Source organism: Pseudomonas cedrina subsp. cedrina (assembly GCF_001983175.1).
GTDB lineage: Bacteria > Pseudomonadota > Gammaproteobacteria > Pseudomonadales > Pseudomonadaceae > Aquipseudomonas > Aquipseudomonas cedrina.
Map to the genome: position 1 here is coordinate 76,745 of NZ_MNPW01000001.1, position 16,776 is coordinate 93,520.

The following is a 16,776-nucleotide window of genomic DNA, read 5'->3' on the forward strand; positions in this document are numbered from 1 at the left end:
CGACTATCCAACAGCAACGCGAGAGAAACATGGACGTGCTCCGCCCTACCGCCCTGGAACAGATCTACGCCCACGCCAGCCGCAGTTACCCCGAGGAATGCTGTGGTTTCGTCTTCGCCGACGGCAGTGTGTACTTGGGCAGCAATATCCAGAATGAGCTGCACCGCAAGAACCCGCAGATGTATCCGCGCAGCGCGGCCAACGGCTACACCTTCTCGGTGGCCGACACCCTGCTGCTGAACAAGGCGTTTCGCAGCGACAACCCGGTGGTGGTGATCTACCACTCCCATCCGGATGTCGGTGCCTACTTCAGCGACGAAGACCAGGACAAGGCGCTGTTCATGGGCGAACCGATCTACCCCGTCAGCTACCTGGTCGTCGACGTCCGCCAGGGCCAGGCCCTCGGCGCCAAGCTGTTTGCCTGGGATGGCAAGCATTTCGCCCTTAAACCTTTCAACGACCTGCACACGGAGTTGTCCATGAACGCTGTTTCTTTCCCCGACATTCTGGTTCGTGTGGCCAAGCTGCCGGGATCGACCCTAGAGGGCGCCGGATCGACATTGCGCGAAGTCATTGAAAACCTCTGCACTGGCCACCCGCAACTGCGCCCGCATCTGTTCCACGAAAACAACAACCAGCTCAAGGAACACTTCCTGTTTACCGCCGGGGAAGAGCTGGTTGATGCCGATGAACCACTGCCGGAAAACGCCCGGATCGAAGTGCTGCTGGCCACGTCCGGCGGCATGGATGTCGACAGCCTGAGCAATGAAGAAGTACAGCGCTACGTGCGCCACATCACCCTGCCGGGCGTCGGTCGCGAAGGCCAGTTGAACCTGAAGAAAGCCAAGGTGCTGATCATCGGCACCGGCGGCCTGGGTTCGCCGATCAGCCTCTACCTGGCGGCAGCCGGCATCGGCACCCTGGGGCTGGTGGACTTCGATGTGGTGGAAAGCAGCAACCTGCAACGCCAGATCGTGCATGGCAACAGTACGTTGGGCATGCCGAAAGTCGAATCCGCCAAGCGGCGACTGCAGGACCTCAACCGCCATATCCAGATCAACGCCCACGACACCGCCCTGACGGCCGACAACGCCCTGGAATTGGTGGGCGCCTACGACCTGGTGATCGATGGCACCGACAATTTCGACACCCGCTACCTCGTCAACGATGCCTGCGTGCAACTGGGCAAGCCTTTGGTGTACGGCGCCATCTACCGCTTCGATGGGCAGATCAGCGTGCTCAACTATAAAGGTGGCCCGTGCTACCGCTGCCTGTTCCCCAGCGCGCCGCCCGCCGAACTGGCACCCAACTGCAGCGCCGGTGGCGTGATCGGCGTGTTGCCCGGTGTGGTCGGGATGATCCAGGCGACCGAGGCCATCAAGCTGTTGATTGGCATTGGCGAACCGTTGTCCGGCCGCCTGATGCGCTTCGATGCGCTGGCCATGAAGTTCAGCGAGATCCGCTTCAAGCGTCGCACCGATTGCCCGTGCTGTTCCGAGTTGCGCCACAGCGAAACCCAGGCCCCGACCGTCTGCGCCGATGCAGTCCCCAGCCAGCCCGCCTTGGCCGAAGAACGCTACATCAAGCCCCGCGTGCTCAAGCAGGTACTTGAACACCCAAGCAGCGCCGACGTGCTGCTGGACGTGCGCGACGCCAGCGAACTGGAGGTGTGCAAGTTGCCGGGCGTGGTGCATATCCCCCTGGCCGATCTGGACGGGCAACTCGACCGCCTCAGCCGGGACAATACCCACTACCTGATCTGCTACGCCGGGACCCGCGCCGAGCAGGCCGCCAGCACCCTGCTGGCGGCCGGTTTCGCCAACACCAAAGTCCTGCAGGGCGGCATGAAACATTGGGTTCGCGACGTCGAACCCGACATGCCGTTGTATTGAGCCGAGGATTCAAGTGATGTTGCATAACTCCATTCTCGACGTAATAGGCCACACGCCCATCGTGCGCCTGGCACAGTTTTCCGAAGACCTTGGCATCGAGGTCTACGCCAAGCTGGAATCGCTCAACCCCGGCGGCAGCCACAAGGCGCGCATCGCCTTGGGCATGATCCTCGATGCCGAGCGCCGTGGCGTGCTCATCCGTGATTCCGGGCAGACCATCATTGAGCCCAGCGGCGGCAACACCGGCATCGGCCTGGTGATGGCCGGCAATGTGCTGGGCTACAAGGTCGTGCTGGTGATTCCCGACAACTACAGCCCGGAAAAACAGAAGCTGCTGCGCCTGTACGGCGCCAAGGTGGTGCTGTCGGACAGCCGCCTGGGCAATAATTCCCACGGCGAAAAGTGCATGGAACTGCAGCTGGAAAACCCCAGCTACGTGATGCTCAACCAACAGCGCAACGGCGCCAACCCACAGACCCATCGCGACACCACCGCGCCGGAAATCCTGCGGGATTTCGGTGATTTGCGCGCTGACTACTTCGTCAGCGGCATCGGCACCGGCGGGCACATCACCGGCATCGGCGAAACCCTCAAGGCCGCCTGGCCGCAACTGCGCGTGATGGGCGTGGAGCCGGAAGAATGCGACCTGCTCAAGGACCAGCACGCGCCGCATCATATCCAGGGCCTGTCGATCGGCCTGATCCCGAGCATCCTGAACCTGGCGGTGATCGACGGCATGCTCAAGGTTTCACGCCAGGACTGCATCGACATGATGAAACGCATCATGCGTACCGACGCCATCAGCCTGGGACTGTCTTCCGCCGCCAACATGGCAGCCATCGCCCAGCTCGCCCCCGAACTGCCGCCCGAAACGGTGGTGCTGACCATGGTTTACGACAATGCCGACAGCTACCTGCCCAGTTTCGAATAACCGGTTTTCCAACCATCCAGAACGCGGGGGTGCCTCCATGGGCGGCTTTATCGACATGCAACAGCTGCACGATGAGTTGCTTACCCACCTCATCAAGACCCTCACGCCTGAACAAATGAAACAGTTGGAACCGCACCTGGCATCGCTGATCCAGAATGCCGCCCAGGCGGTGGCCGAGGACCTGATCGCCTATGCCTACCGCGATCCGGCCTCCCGCGGGCGCGGCGAGCTGATCCTGGAGTCCTACGCCTCGTTCAAGGCGGTGCTGTATTACCGCCTGGCGCATCAGGTATGGCATTTTCCGGACCAGACCAACGGCGTGTTTTCCCGCATCGCCCTCAAGCTCAGCAACCAGGGCAAGGTGCTGTCCGGCGCCGAGATCCATCCGGCGGCGCGTATCGGTCGGCGCTTCGTCCTCGACCACGGCTACGGCACGGTGATCGGCGAAACCTGCGAGATCGGCAACGACTGTTACATCCTTTGCGGCGTCACCCTGGGCGCCCGCGGCATCGCCAACAACCCCGATGGCAAGCGCCACCCGCGCCTGGGCAACAACGTCGAGGTCGGCTCCGGGGCTCGCGTGCTGGGCTATGTGCTGATTGGCGACAACGTGTTTATCAGCCCCTCGTGCGTGATTACCCAGGACGTGCCCGCCGGCACCAAAGTGAAGGTGGTGAACCAGATCCAGCTGCAAAAAAATGATGAGTCGGACAGCAGCAATTACCTCGGTGCCTTCGCCCTGGACGAGCGGCTGCACGTGGTTGGCGAGATCAATGCCAGCCACAAGGTCACGGTGCTGGACGCCGACTTCCACCCTCTGCAAGGGCTGATGCTGGAACCGACGGCGAAAGAGCGTCATCACCTGCAATTTCGCCTGCACCGTGTCGAGTCGGGTCACCACTTGCCGCGCCTGCCGCTGAACCTGAAAGTCTGCGGCCCGGAATTTGAAATCACCCTGCTCTCTCCCCCTGGCTTGAGCGCAATGGTGCGCTCCCTGCTGCAAGCCAGCCCACTGATCGTCGGAGGTTGAACATGTCTGTGCATACCATGGAAACCCTGGCGCTGTTCGACAGCGCGCCCTACCAGAATGCCTTCAGCGCCCGGGTGATTGCCGTCAGCGAACACGGCGTGGCCCTGGAGCACACGCTGTTCTATCCCACCGGCGGCGGGCAACCGGGCGATACCGGGCACCTCACATTGGCCGACGGTACGCGGGTCGAAGTGACCGGCACGGTGCGCGACCCGGTGCTGCGCTCGATCATCTGGCACCAGGTGGAACACTGTCCCGAGCAGTTGAAGGCTGGGGTGCAAGTGGACGCCGGCCTCGACTGGGACCGGCGCTACCAACACATGAAAATGCACACCTGCCTGCACCTGCTGTGTTCGATCATCGATGCACCGGTCACGGGATGCAGCATCAGCGCAGACAAAGGCCGCCTGGATTTCGACCTGCCGGAAATGACCCTGGATAAAGACAGCATCACTCGCGATCTCAACGCGCTGATCGAACAGGCGCACGCGGTGAAAACCTTGTCGATGCCGGCCTCGGAGTACGCCACCTTGCTGCAGATCACCCGTACCCAAGCGGTGGCCCCGCCGGTGGTTCAAGGCTCGGTGCGGGTGATTGAAATCGCCGGTATTGATATCCAGCCGTGTGGGGGTACCCATGTGATCAATACCGAGGAAATCGGCCGGGTGTTCTGCGAGAAGATCGAGAAGAAGAGCAAGCATAACCGCCGGGTGATTTTGCGGTTTGGGTAAAGCCTCAAGGTTGAGCAGAGTTAACTGTGGGAGCTGGCTTGCCTGCGATGGCGGTCTGTCAGTCACATCACTGCCAACTGACCCACCGCTATCGCAGGCAAGCCAGCTCCCACATTGCCCTCATTGTTTTCACATTGTGAACAGGTCCATGAACCGGTTCACGGGGGTGGCCTCGAGCCGTGCCTGATCTTTGCACAAGGCGAAAATCTGCTCACTGCGCTGCGCGGTAAACCGCGTCGCCAGGTTGGCCTTGAACTTGTCTTCGAGCAAGGGAATGCCTTCCACTCGGCGGCGGCGATGACCAATCGGGTATTCCACCGCCACCTGCTCGGTACAGCTGCCGTCCGCGAAGAACACCTGCACTGCGTTGGCGATGGAACGCTTGTCGGCCTCCAGGTATTCGCGGCTGTAGCGCGGGTCTTCGACGATGACCATTTTGTCGCGCAATTGATCGATGATCGGGTGCGCGGCGTGGAATTCATCTTCGTACTGCTCGGCAACCAGGTTGCCGAATGCCAGCGGCACTGCAGTCATGTATTGCAGGCAGTGGTCGCGGTCCGCGGCATTGGCCAATGGGCCGACCTTGGAAATGATGCGAATCGCCGATTCATGGGTGGTGATGACGATGCGCTCGATTTCATGCAGGCGATCCTTCACCAGGGGGTGCAAGGTCACCGCCGCTTCGCAGGCGGTTTGTGCGTGGAACTCGGCAGGGAAGCTGATCTTGAACAGCACGTTTTCCATCACATAAGTGCCGTAGGGCTGGGACAGGCTGAACGCGCGCTGGTCCTGCGGCTTGAGCGCCAGATCGTTGTTGGTGTGGCTGAACAGCACATCGTAAAAGCCCCACTGCGGCGCACTCAGCACACCCGGAATGCCCATCTCACCACGCAACGCGATATCCGCCAGGCGCACGCCCCGGCTCGACGCATCCCCCGCCGCCCAGGATTTGCGCGAACCGGCATTCGGCGCATGCCGATAGGTGCGTAATGCCTGGCCATCGACAAACGCATGGGACAAGGCCGCGAGCAACTGTTCACGGTTGGCGCCCATCAGCTTGGCGGTAACGGCGGTGGAGGCAACCTTGACCAGCAGCACATGGTCGAGGCCGACGCGGTTGAACGAATTTTCCAGGGCAAGCACACCCTGGATTTCGTGGGCCATGATCATCGCGTCCAGCACCGCGCGTACCGTCAGCGGCGCTTCGCCATGGGCGACGCGCTTTTGCGACAGGTGATCGGCCACCGCGAGGATGCCACCGAGGTTATCCGAGGGATGACCCCATTCGGCGGCGAGCCAGGTGTCGTTGTAGTCGAGCCAACGCACGATGCAGCCGATGTCCCACGCCGCCTTGACCGGGTCCAACCGAAAGGAGGTACCCGGCACCCGCGCGCCGAACGGCACCACCGTGCCCTCGACGATCGGCCCCAGGTGCTTGGTGCACTCGGGAAAGCGCAGGGCAAGCAGGCCGCAGCCCAGGGTATCCATCAGGCAGTTGCGGGCGGTGTCGAGTGCGGCCTGGGAATCGATGCGGTAAGTGAGGACGTAGTCGGCAATGTCTTGCAGGACCTGGTCGTAGTCGGGGCGGTTGTTGAGGTCGACGTTGGCGCTCATGGCGGTACTCCAAAAAATGGGTTGGGGTCAGTCCTCGGGCTCACGGTTGATCAAGTTATGGCCGGTCTGTTTGCCGGCCTTGGAATGAGATCCCCCTGTGGGAGCGGGCTTGCCCGCGATAGCAATTTGTCAGTTGATAAAGATGTCGACTGACACGCCGTCATCGCGGGCAAGCCCGCTCCCACAGGGGTTCAGGGCAGGTCGCTAGAAAGAGTCGCCGGGGATGCGTACGAAGCCTTCCATCAACACTCGTGCGCTGCGGCTCATGATGGCTTTTTTCACCACCCACTCGCCGTTCACCTGGGTAGCCTCGGCGCCGACGCGCAAGGTGCCGGAGGGATGTCCGAAACGTACGGCGTTACGCTCCACACCACCGGCCGCCAGGTTGACCAAGGTCCCGGAAATCGCCGCCGCCGTGCCGATCGCTACCGCCGCCGTGCCCATCATCGCGTGGTGCAGCTTGCCCATGGACAGCGCGCGCACCAACAGGTCCACATCGGCAGCCTTGATCGGCTTGCCGCTGGACGCCACGTAATCGGCAGGCTTGGCCACAAACGCCACTTTCGGCGTGTGCTGGCGCTGGGCGGCTTCGTCGAGGTGCTTGATCAGGCCCATGCGTAAAGCGCCATGGGCCCGCACGGTTTCGAACATCGCCAGGGCCTTGGGGTCGCTGTTGATCGCGCCTTGCAGCTCGGTGCCGGTGTAGCCGAGGTCCTGGGCATTGATGAAAATCGTCGGAATGCCGGCATTGATCAGCGTAGCCTTGAAGGTGCCGACACCCGGCACTTCCAGCTCATCGATCAGGTTGCCGGTGGGAAACATCGAGCCACCGCCGCCCTCTTCTTCCGCCGCCGGGTCCATGAATTCAAGCTGCACTTCGGCGGCCGGGAAGGTCACGCCGTCCAGCTCGAAATCGCCGGTTTCCTGCACCGCGCCGTCGGTGATCGGCACGTGGGCGATGATGGTCTTGCCGATGTTCGCCTGCCATACCCGCACCACGGCCACGCCGTCACGCGGCACGCGCGCGGCGTCGACCAGCCCCGCGCTGATCGCGAACGCGCCGACCGCCGCCGACAGGTTGCCGCAGTTGCCGCTCCAGTCGACGAAGGGCTTGTCGATGGAGACCTGGCCAAACAGGTAATCTACGTCGTGGCCAGCGCGGGTGCTCTTGGCGAGGATCACGGTTTTGCTGGTGCTCGACGTGGCGCCGCCCATGCCGTCGATCTGCTTGTCGTAGGGATCGGGGCTACCGATTACCCGCAGCAGCAGGGCGTCGCGCGCGGTGCCCGGTACCTGCGCCGCTTCGGGCAGGTCCGTGAGGCTGAAAAATACGCCTTTGCTGGTGCCGCCACGCATATAGGTGGCGGGGATCTTGATTTGCGCTACATGTGCCATGGTTACCTCTCAGGCGGTCGCCGCCGATTCCAGGAAGTCCTGGGCAAAACGCTGCAATACGCCGCCCGCCTCGTAGATCGACACTTCTTCGGCGGTGTCCAGGCGGCAGGTCACCGGCACTTCGACACGTTCGCCATTCTTGCGGTTGATCACCAATGTCAGGGTGGCACGCGGGGTGCGCTCGCCGATCACGTCATAGGTCTCGCTGCCGTCGATCTGCAAGGTCTTGCGATCGGTGCCCGGCAGAAACTCCAGCGGCAACACGCCCATGCCCACCAGGTTGGTGCGATGGATACGCTCGAAGCCTTCGGCGGCAATCGCTTCGACACCGGCCAGGCGCACGCCCTTGGCCGCCCAGTCGCGTGACGAACCCTGGCCGTAGTCGGCGCCGGCGATGATGATCAGCGGCTGCTTGCGCTCCATGTAGGTTTCGATGGCCTCCCACATGCGCGTGACCTGGCCTTCCGGCTCGATGCGCGCCAGGGAGCCCTGCTTGACCTTGCCGTTTTCCACCACCATTTCGTTGAACAGTTTCGGGTTGGCAAAGGTCGCGCGCTGCGCGGTCAGATGGTCGCCACGGTGGGTCGCATAGGAATTGAAATCGACTTCCGGCAAGCCCATTTTCGCCAGGTATTCGCCAGCGGCGCTGTCGAGCATGATCGCGTTGGACGGCGACAGGTGATCAGTGGTGATGTTGTCCGGCAGCACCGCCAGCGGGCGCATGCCCTTGAGCGGGCGCGCACCGGCCAGTGCGCCTTCCCAGTACGGCGGGCGGCGGATGTAGGTGCTCTGCGGGCGCCAGTCGTACAGCGGCGCGACTTTGGGGCCGGTGTCTTCGTGGATCGCGAACATCGGGATATACACCGCGCGAAACTGCTCCGGCTTGACCGAGGCCTTGACCACGGCGTCGATCTCTTCGTCGCTGGGCCAGATGTCCTGCAGGCGGATCTCCTTGCCGTCGGCGTCGAGGCCAAGCACGTCCTTTTCGATGTCGAAACGGATGGTGCCGGCAATCGCATAGGCCACGACCAACGGCGGCGACGCGAGGAAGGCTTGCTTGGCGTACGGGTGAATCCGCCCGTCGAAGTTGCGGTTGCCCGAGAGCACGGCAGTGGCGTACAGGTCGCGGTCGATGATTTCCTGCTGGATCACCGGGTCCAGCGCGCCGGACATGCCGTTGCAGGTGGTGCAGGCAAACGCGACCACGCCAAAGCCGAGTTTTTCCAGCTCATGGCCCAGGCCGGCTTCTTCCAGGTACATCGCCACGGTTTTCGAGCCCGGCGCCAGGGACGATTTGACCCACGGCTTGCGCGTCAGCCCCAGTTTGTTCGCGTTGCGCGCCAGCAGCCCTGCGGCAATCACATTGCGCGGGTTGCTGGTGTTGGTGCAACTGGTGATGGCGGCGATGATCACCGCGCCGTCGGGCATTTGCCCCGGCACGTCATCCCACTGGCCGCTGATGCCTTTGGACGCCAGGTCGCGGGTGGCGACGCGGGCGTGCGGGTTGCTCGGGCCTGCCATGTTGCGCACGACGCTCGACAAGTCGAAGGTGAGGCCGCGCTCGTATTGCGCGCCCTTGAGGTCATCGGCCCACAGCCCGGTGTGGCGTGCGTATTGTTCGACCAGGGCGACTTGTTCGTCTTCGCGGCCGGTGAGCTTGAGGTAGGCGATGGTTTGCTGATCAATGTAGAACATTGCCGCCGTGGCGCCGTATTCCGGGGCCATGTTGGAGATGGTCGCGCGGTCGCCGAGGGTCAGGTTCGAGGCGCCTTCGCCAAAGAACTCCAGCCACGCGCCGACGACTTTCTGCTGGCGCAAGAACTCGGTCAGCGCCAGCACCATATCCGTGGCCGTGATGCCCGGTTGCAGCTTGCCGGTAAGCTCCACGCCGACGCTTTCCGGCAGGCGCATCCACGAGGCGCGGCCGAGCATGACGCTCTCGGCTTCCAGGCCGCCGACACCGATGGCGATCACGCCCAGGGCATCCACGTGCGGGGTATGGCTGTCGGTGCCGACGCAGGTATCCGGGAAGGCCACGCCGTCGCGCACCTGAATCACCGGGGACATTTTCTCCAGGTTGATCTGGTGCATGATGCCGTTGCCTGGCGGGATCACATCGACGTTCTTGAATGCCTTTTTGGTCCACTCGATAAAGTGAAAGCGGTCTTCGTTGCGACGGTCTTCGATGACGCGGTTCTTTTCGAACGCGTCCGGGTCGAAACCACCGGCTTCGACGGCCAGGGAATGATCGACGATCAATTGGGTCGGCACCACCGGGTTGACCTGCGCCGGGTCGCCGCCTTGCAAGGCGATGGCATCGCGCAGGCCGGCGAGGTCGACCAGGGCGGTCTGGCCGAGGATGTCGTGGCAAACCACGCGCGCCGGGAACCAGGGGAAATCGAGGTCGCGCTTGCGTTCGATCAGTTGGCTCAAGGATGCGTTGAGGGTGGCCGGGTCGCAGCGCCGCACCAGGTTTTCGGCGAGTACGCGGGAGGTGTATGGCAAGGTGGCGTAGGCGCCGGGGGTGATGGCTTCGACCGCCGCGCGGGCATCGAAGTAATCCAGGCGGCTGCCGGGGAGCGGTTTGCGAAATTCAGTGTTCATCGTCGGGACTCGGTCACGGTGGTTAGACGGCACGAACCTGTGGCACTCGGCTGGATGAACGCAGTCCCTGTGGGAGCCGGGCTTGCCCGCGATAGCGATGTAACTGCCGACAGATGTGTTGAATGTCAGTCAGTCATCGCGGGCAAGCCCGGCTCCAACAGAGATCCGGTTCCAACCATGAAATCCGGTGCCTCAGGTTCATCCCATTCAGCGACGTTCGATTGGCACGAACTTGCGCTGTTCGACGCCGGTGTACTCGGCGCTTGGGCGGATGATGCGGTTGTTGGCGCGCTGTTCGAACACGTGCGCGGCCCAGCCAGTAAGCCGCGAGCACACGAAGATCGGGGTGAACAGCTTGGTCGGGATGCCCATGAAGTGGTACGCCGAGGCATGGTAGAAATCAGCGTTGGGGAACAGCTTCTTCTGCTCCCACATGGTCTTGTCGATGGCTTCGGAAACCGCGAACAACACCTTATCGCCCACTTCATCGGCGAGTTTTTTCGACCAGCCCTTGATCACCTCATTGCGCGGGTCGCTGTCTTTGTAGATCGCGTGGCCGAAGCCCATGATCTTGTCCTTGCGCGCGAGCATGCCGAGGGTGCCTTCGACGGCTTCTTCAGCCGAACCGAAACGCTCGATCATTTCCATCGCCGCTTCGTTGGCGCCGCCGTGCAGCGGGCCGCGCAGGGAGCCGATGGCGGCGGTTACGCAGGAATACAGGTCGGACAGGGTCGACGCACACACCCGCGCGGTGAAGGTGGAGGCGTTGAATTCGTGCTCGGCGTAGAGGATCAGCGACACGTTCATGACCTTCTCATGCAGCTCGCTCGGCTTTTTGCCGTGCAGCAGGTGCAGGAAGTGAGCGCCGATGGACGGTTCGTCGGTCACGCAATCGATACGCTGGCCGTCGTGGCTGAAGCGGTACCAGTAGCACATGATCGCCGGGAACGCGGCAAGCAGGCGGTCGGTGACATCGCGCTGCACGCTGAAGTCTTTCTCGGGTTCGATATTGCCCAGGAACGAGCAACCGGTGCGCATCACGTCCATCGGGTGGGCGTCGGCGGGGATGCGTTCCAGCACTTCTTTCAGCGCCTGTGGCAGGTCGCGCAGCTTGCCCAGCTTCTTGCTGTAGTCCGCAAGCTCGGCCTGGGTCGGCAGTTCGCCGTACAGCAGCAGGTAGGCAACTTCTTCGAACTGCGCATCGGCGGCCAGTTCGCGTACGTCGTAGCCGCGATAGGTCAGGCCGGCACCGGCCTGGCCCACGGTGGACAGCGCAGTCTGCCCGGCGACCTGGCCACGCAGGCCGGCGCCACTCAATACTTTTGCTTCAGCCATGGTTTTTCTCCAATTTTGTAGTTGTTCAGGGAGCCACCTGTGGGAGCGGGCTTGCCCGCGATGACTGACTGCCAGCCAACATTGCTATCGACTGACACACCGCTATCGCGGGCAAGCCCGCTCCCACAGGGGGTTATTTCTTTGCCGCGAACAATGCGTCGAGCTTCTGCTCGAAGGTGTGGTAGTCGATGCGATCGTAAAGCTCCATGCGGGTTTGCATGGTGTCGATCACGTTTTGCTGGGTGCCGTCGCGACGGATCGCGGTGTAGACGTTTTCGGCCGCCTTGTTCATGGCGCGGAAGGCCGAGAGCGGGTACAGCACGATGGAAACATCGGCAGATTTCAACTGTTCGGTGGTGAACAGCGGCGTGGCGCCGAATTCAGTGATATTGGCCAGGATCGGCGCTTTCACGCGGGAGGCGAACAGCTTGTACATCTCCAATTCAGTAATCGCCTCCGGGAACACCATGTCGGCGCCGGCCTCGATGCACGCAGCGGCCCGTTCCAGCGCGGACTCCAGGCCTTCGACGGCCAGGGCATCGGTGCGCGCCATGATCACGAAGCTGTCATCGGTGCGCGCGTCCACGGCGGCCTTGATGCGGTCGACCATTTCCTGCTGCGACACGATTTCCTTGTTCGGGCGATGACCGCAGCGCTTGGCGCCGACCTGGTCTTCAATGTGGATGGCCGCCGCGCCGAACTTGATCATCGACTTGACGGTACGCGCCACGTTGAACGCCGAGGAACCGAAACCGGTGTCGACGTCCACCAGCAGCGGCAGGTCGCACACGTCGGTGATGCGGCGTACGTCAGTCAATACGTCATCCAGGCCGGTGATGCCCAGGTCCGGCACGCCCAGGGAGCCGGCGGCCACCCCACCACCGGACAGGTAGATCGCCTTGAAACCGGCGCGCTGGGCCAGCAAGGCGTGGTTGGCATTGATCGCGCCGACGACCTGCAAGGGCTGTTCGCTGGCGACCGCGTCACGGAAACGCTGGCCTGGGGTGCTGTTGTTGTAATGACTCATGACTCACCTCGTGATGAAGGAGCGCCGCCTGGGAAGTGACGGGCAATGTTGCGTTTGGAAGCGCCGATATGCCGGCGCATCAACAGTTCGGCCAGTTCACCGTCACGATCGGCAATCGCGTCGAGAATGCGGTGGTGCTCGGCAAAGGCCTGGCGTGGACGGTTGGGCGTGGCGGAGAACTGGATGCGGTACATACGCACCAATTGATACAGCTCGCCGCAGAGCATCTGGGTCAGGGTACGGTTGCCGGCGCCCTGGATGATCCGGTAATGAAAGTCGAAGTCGCCTTCCTGCTGGTAATAGCCGAGCCCGGCCTGGAACGCTTCGTCGCGTTCGTGGGTGTGCAGCACCTGGCGCAGTTCTTCGATTTGCGCGTCGGTCATGCGTTCGGCGGCCAGGCGGCACGCCATGCCTTCAAGGGATTCACGGATTTCGTAGAGTTCGACCAGTTCGGCGTGGCTCAACGAAACCACTCGCGCACCGACGTGAGGCACGCGGACCAACAGGCGCTGGCCTTCCAGGCGGTGGATCGCTTCGCGCAACGGGCCGCGACTGATGCCATAGGTGCGCGCCAGCTCCGGTTCGGAAATCTTGCTGCCGGGGGCGATCTCACCCTTGACGATCGCGGCCTGGATCCGCCTGAAGACGTTCTCGGACATGGTCTGGGAATCGTCGTGCGCCATCCCTGGGGATTCCAGCTGGTCCAGCATATTGTCGACACCTTTAAAAGCAATGCCGCAAAAACTAGCCAATAAGCCCCTATTAGTCAAAGAATAAATCCACATTGTCGACAATCGTCTAATAACACTTGCTGTGTGCGTCAGCGGCATGGCCGCCTGCCAGCGCTGGCGCCAAAAAAGCATCATGTTAGAATGCCCGCCGCATTTGCCTGACATCACTAGATGAAACGGCGCACGAAGGAGCTTGCGCAGTAATGCCGGTCGCCTTGAATCACACATCGCACTGCACCGCATCAGGATTTATGAGACTCAAGCCCCTCCCCCTGTTTTGTCTACTATTGCTGCCTGGCCTTGGCGCTGCCGCCGAGAAGACCGTGTATGGCCTCAACGAATACGCCCAGTTGGCCGGGATTGACCTGGAAGTCGCCGCCAAACTGGACACCGGCGCCAAGACCGCGTCCCTCAGCGCCCGTGATATCAAGCGCTTCAAGCGCAACGGCGAATCCTGGGTGCGCTTCTACCTGGCCATCGACACCGCCCATTCCCACCCCATCGAACGTCCCCTGGCGCGCGTAAGCAAGATCAAGCGCCGCGCCGGCGACTACGACCCCGATGAGGACAAGAACTACACCGCCCGTCCGGTGATTGCCCTGGATATCTGCATGGGCACTGCTTTACGCAGCATCGAAGTGAACTTGACTGACCGCAGCGCCTTCCAATACCCGCTGCTGATCGGCTCCGAAGCATTGAAACGCTTTGATGCGCTGGTCGACCCCAGTCTTAAATACGCAGCAGGCAAACCTGCCTGTGTCGCCGACGCTCATACCGCCGAGTAACTCCCATGCGCTCTCTCACTATGCACCTGAAAATCCTGATCGCCGTCCTGGTGGCACTGGGCATTTCGATCACGGCCTATCAGATTTTCGCGCTGGGCATCCCGGTCACGGAAGACGCGATGGAAGACCTGTGGAACATCGACGCCAAAGTCGAGTTCGTCGCCAACGCCAAGGACCCGGTCAAGGTGCAGATGTTCGTGCCGCCGCTGAACCGCGACTACGTCAGCCTCAATGAAAGTTTCATTTCCAACAACTACGGGGTCAGCGTCAACCGCCTCGACGGCAATCGCAAGGTCACTTGGTCGGCACGCCGCGCCAAGGGCACGCAAACCCTGTATTACCGCCTGGTGCTGACCAAGCGCGAGGGCGAGAAGAGCAAGGTCAAGGGCCCGATCTTCCGTGACAGCATCGCCGTGGAAGGCCCGGAAAAAATCGCCGCCGAAGCCTTGCTCGCGCCGATCCGCCAGCACTCGGCCGACGTCGAGACCTTTATCAGCGAAGCCATCAAGCGCACCAATAACCTCAACGACGACAACGTCAAGCTGCTGCTGGCCGGCGACACGTCCACCGCGCACAAGGCCAAGATCATCGAGCTGGTGCTCTCCATCGGCCACGTCCCGGTGGAGCGCGTGCACACCCTGCGCCTGGAGGCGAACCAGCCGCAAACCCCGGAACTCTGGCTGCGCAGCTTCAATGGCAATGACTGGCTGTATTTCAACCCCGAAACCGGTGAGCAAGGCCTGCCCGCCGACCGCCTGCTGTGGTGGATCGGCGATGAAAACCTGATCACCGTCGACGGCGGCAAGAAAGCCACTGTCACCTTCAGCCTCGACAACAGCCGCATGAACGCCCTGCGCCTGGCCAAGCTGACGGACGAGAGCACCGACTCCAACTTCCTCGGCTACTCGCTGTACAACCTGCCGCTGCAAACCCAGCAGACGTTCATGATCATGGTGATGATCCCGATCGGCGTGCTGGTCATCCTGATCCTGCGCAACCTGATCGGCCTGCAGACGCTGGGCACGTTCACGCCGGTACTGGTGGCGCTGGCGTTCCGCGAAACCCAACTGGGCTTCGGCATCGCGTTGTTCACCATCATCACGGCGCTGGGGCTGTCGTTGCGCTCCTACCTGGAGCATCTGAAGCTGCAGATGCTGCCGAGGCTGTCGGTGGTGCTGACGTTCGTGGTGGTGCTGATCGCGGCGATCAGCCTGTTCAGCCACAAGCTGGGCCTGGAGCGCGGCTTGTCGGTGGCGCTGTTCCCGATGGTGATCCTGACCATGACCATCGAACGCCTGTCGATCACCTGGGAGGAACGCGGCGCCACCCATGCGCTGAAAGTGGCGGTGGGTACGCTGTTCGCCGCGTCCCTGGCGCACCTGATCATGAGCGTGCCGGAACTGGTGTACTTCGTGTTTACCTTCCCGGCGATCCTGTTGATTCTGGTGGGCTTCATGCTGGCCATGGGTCGCTATCGCGGTTACCGCCTGACCGAGCTGGTGCGGTTCAAGGCCTTCTTGAAGGCTGACCAGTAATGTTCGGCCTCTGGAAGACCTGGAAAGCCCTGGAAGCGCGGGGGATCATGGGCATCAACCGGCGTAATGCCGACTACGTGCTTAAGTACAACAAGCGCAGCCTGTACCCGATCGTGGATGACAAGATCATCACCAAGGAACGCGCGATTGCCGCCGGCATCCACGTGCCGGAAATGTATGGCGTGATCTCCACCGAGAAGGAAATCGACAAGCTCGACGCGATCATCGGCGGGCGCAGCGACTTCGTGATCAAGCCGGCCCAGGGCGCCGGCGGTGACGGCATCCTGGTGGTGGCGGATCGTTTCGAGGGGCGCTATCGCACGGTGTCCGGCAAGATCATCAGCCATGAAGAGATCGAGCATCAGATCTCCAGCATCCTCACCGGCCTGTATTCCCTGGGCGGCCACCGCGACCGCGCGCTGATCGAGTACCGCGTGGTGCCCGACCAGATCTTCAAGAGCATCAGCTACGAAGGCGTGCCGGATATCCGCATCATCGTGTTGATGGGCTACCCGGTGATGGCGATGCTGCGGTTGCCGACACGGCAGTCCGGCGGCAAGGCCAACCTGCACCAGGGCGCCATCGGCGTCGGTGTCGACCTGGCCACCGGCCTGACCCTGCGCGGCACCTGGCTGAACAACATCATCACCAAACACCCCGACACCACCAATGCGGTGGATGGTGTGCAGTTGCCCAACTGGGACGGTTTCATGAAGCTCGCAGCCGGTTGCTATGAGCTGTGCGGGTTGGGCTATATCGGCGTGGACATGGTGCTGGACCAGGAGAAAGGCCCGCTGATCCTGGAGCTGAATGCGCGGCCGGGGCTGAATATCCAGATTGCCAACGACTGCGGCTTGACCCTGCGCACCCACGCGGTCGAGGCGCGGCTGGAAGCGCTGAAGGCAGCCGGTGTGACGGAAACGCCGGAAGAGCGGGTGGAATTCGTGCAGGCAATGTTTGGGCATATTCCGCCGGTGGAAGGCTGAATACCGCGTTGACCGCATCGCAGGCAAGCCAGCTCCCACATTGGAATGCGGTCAACCTGTGGGAGCTGGCTTGCCTGCGATAGCTGTGTGACAGACAACACAGCGATCAAGCCAGACCCTCTATCTGCCTATACCCGACATCCCCCTAGGACCAAATGCTACAGCGGACTACAATCCCCT

At 62.3% G+C, this 16,776-nt stretch carries 13 protein-coding genes; 7 read left to right on the plus strand and 6 right to left on the minus strand.

The genetic code is table 11. The features are described 5' to 3' along the window. Positions 1-29 precede the first annotated feature (29 nt). Genes moeB through BLL36_RS00370 form a run of 4 tightly spaced genes read left to right on the plus strand, consistent with a single transcriptional unit; the run spans position 30 to position 4,584 of the window. A complete protein-coding gene (moeB, locus tag BLL36_RS00355; RefSeq protein WP_076949510.1) occupies positions 30-1,892 on the plus strand; it encodes a molybdopterin-synthase adenylyltransferase MoeB in 1,863 nt (620 codons plus the stop codon). Positions 1,893-1,908: 16 nt separating this feature from the next. Continuing rightward, positions 1,909-2,823 (plus strand): PLP-dependent cysteine synthase family protein, encoded by a 915-nt coding sequence (locus BLL36_RS00360; RefSeq protein WP_076949511.1) that lies wholly within the window; start codon positions 1,909-1,911, stop codon positions 2,821-2,823. A gap of 37 nt (positions 2,824-2,860) precedes the next feature. Next, on the plus strand, positions 2,861-3,853 hold the full coding sequence (locus BLL36_RS00365; RefSeq protein WP_076949512.1) for a serine O-acetyltransferase: 993 nt from the start codon (positions 2,861-2,863) through the stop codon (positions 3,851-3,853). A 2-nt stretch (positions 3,854-3,855) separates the two neighbouring features. After that, positions 3,856-4,584 carry an alanyl-tRNA editing protein gene (locus BLL36_RS00370; RefSeq protein ID WP_076949513.1) on the plus strand — a complete coding sequence of 243 codons (729 nt, stop codon included), beginning with the start codon at positions 3,856-3,858 and terminating at the stop codon, positions 4,582-4,584. A gap of 129 nt (positions 4,585-4,713) precedes the next feature. On the opposite strand, the gene prpD is transcribed toward BLL36_RS00370, so the two are convergent. From prpD to BLL36_RS00400, 6 genes are all read right to left on the minus strand, one after another. Then, positions 4,714-6,198, minus strand: a complete 1,485-nt coding sequence (prpD, locus tag BLL36_RS00375) for a 2-methylcitrate dehydratase (protein WP_076949514.1) — start codon at positions 6,196-6,198, stop codon at positions 4,714-4,716. A 204-nt stretch (positions 6,199-6,402) separates the two neighbouring features. Further along, a complete protein-coding gene (prpF, locus tag BLL36_RS00380; protein ID WP_076949515.1) occupies positions 6,403-7,593 on the minus strand; it encodes a 2-methylaconitate cis-trans isomerase PrpF in 1,191 nt (396 codons plus the stop codon). A gap of 9 nt (positions 7,594-7,602) precedes the next feature. After that, positions 7,603-10,197: a Fe/S-dependent 2-methylisocitrate dehydratase AcnD gene (acnD, locus tag BLL36_RS00385; protein WP_076949516.1), complete on the minus strand. Its 2,595-nt coding sequence runs from the start codon at positions 10,195-10,197 to the stop codon at positions 7,603-7,605. 207 nt (positions 10,198-10,404) lie between these two features. Beyond that, positions 10,405-11,532: a bifunctional 2-methylcitrate synthase/citrate synthase gene (gene prpC / locus BLL36_RS00390; protein WP_076949517.1), complete on the minus strand. Its 1,128-nt coding sequence runs from the start codon at positions 11,530-11,532 to the stop codon at positions 10,405-10,407. A 133-nt stretch (positions 11,533-11,665) separates the two neighbouring features. Then, positions 11,666-12,559: a methylisocitrate lyase gene (gene prpB, locus BLL36_RS00395; protein WP_076949518.1), complete on the minus strand. Its 894-nt coding sequence runs from the start codon at positions 12,557-12,559 to the stop codon at positions 11,666-11,668. Continuing rightward, positions 12,556-13,269: a GntR family transcriptional regulator gene (locus BLL36_RS00400; protein ID WP_076949519.1), complete on the minus strand. Its 714-nt coding sequence runs from the start codon at positions 13,267-13,269 to the stop codon at positions 12,556-12,558. Before BLL36_RS00400 ends, prpB begins: the two co-directional genes overlap by 4 nt. A 272-nt stretch (positions 13,270-13,541) precedes the next feature. On the opposite strand from BLL36_RS00400, the gene rloA reads away from it, so the two are divergent. From rloA to BLL36_RS00415, 3 genes are read left to right on the plus strand one after another with little or no spacing between them, the layout of a single operon-like run. Next, positions 13,542-14,075 carry a retropepsin-like aspartic peptidase RloA gene (gene rloA, locus BLL36_RS00405; protein ID WP_076949520.1) on the plus strand — a complete coding sequence of 178 codons (534 nt, stop codon included), beginning with the start codon at positions 13,542-13,544 and terminating at the stop codon, positions 14,073-14,075. A 5-nt stretch (positions 14,076-14,080) separates the two neighbouring features. Next, a complete protein-coding gene (gene rloB, locus BLL36_RS00410; RefSeq protein ID WP_076949521.1) occupies positions 14,081-15,610 on the plus strand; it encodes an osmotic stress tolerance membrane protein RloB in 1,530 nt (509 codons plus the stop codon). Next, entirely contained in the window at positions 15,610-16,596 is a 987-nt protein-coding gene (locus tag BLL36_RS00415; RefSeq protein ID WP_076949522.1) for an alpha-L-glutamate ligase-like protein, read from the plus strand. Before rloB ends, BLL36_RS00415 begins: the two co-directional genes overlap by 1 nt. Positions 16,597-16,776: the final 180 nt, after the last annotated feature.

Excerpts from the sequence above, each read along its gene's own strand:
- moeB (WP_076949510.1), top strand. The coding sequence starts at position 30 with ATGGACGTGCTCCGCCCTACCGCCCTGGAACAGATCTACGCCCACGCC.
- BLL36_RS00360 (WP_076949511.1), top strand. The coding sequence starts at position 1,909 with ATGTTGCATAACTCCATTCTCGACGTAATAGGCCACACGCCCATCGTG.
- BLL36_RS00365 (WP_076949512.1), top strand. The coding sequence starts at position 2,861 with ATGGGCGGCTTTATCGACATGCAACAGCTGCACGATGAGTTGCTTACC.
- BLL36_RS00370 (WP_076949513.1), top strand. The coding sequence starts at position 3,856 with ATGTCTGTGCATACCATGGAAACCCTGGCGCTGTTCGACAGCGCGCCC.
- prpD (WP_076949514.1), bottom strand. The coding sequence starts at position 6,198 with ATGAGCGCCAACGTCGACCTCAACAACCGCCCCGACTACGACCAGGTC.
- prpF (WP_076949515.1), bottom strand. The coding sequence starts at position 7,593 with ATGGCACATGTAGCGCAAATCAAGATCCCCGCCACCTATATGCGTGGC.
- acnD (WP_076949516.1), bottom strand. The coding sequence starts at position 10,197 with ATGAACACTGAATTTCGCAAACCGCTCCCCGGCAGCCGCCTGGATTAC.
- prpC (WP_076949517.1), bottom strand. The coding sequence starts at position 11,532 with ATGGCTGAAGCAAAAGTATTGAGTGGCGCCGGCCTGCGTGGCCAGGTC.
- prpB (WP_076949518.1), bottom strand. The coding sequence starts at position 12,559 with ATGAGTCATTACAACAACAGCACCCCAGGCCAGCGTTTCCGTGACGCG.
- BLL36_RS00400 (WP_076949519.1), bottom strand. The coding sequence starts at position 13,269 with ATGCTGGACCAGCTGGAATCCCCAGGGATGGCGCACGACGATTCCCAG.
- rloA (WP_076949520.1), top strand. The coding sequence starts at position 13,542 with ATGAGACTCAAGCCCCTCCCCCTGTTTTGTCTACTATTGCTGCCTGGC.
- rloB (WP_076949521.1), top strand. The coding sequence starts at position 14,081 with ATGCGCTCTCTCACTATGCACCTGAAAATCCTGATCGCCGTCCTGGTG.
- BLL36_RS00415 (WP_076949522.1), top strand. The coding sequence starts at position 15,610 with ATGTTCGGCCTCTGGAAGACCTGGAAAGCCCTGGAAGCGCGGGGGATC.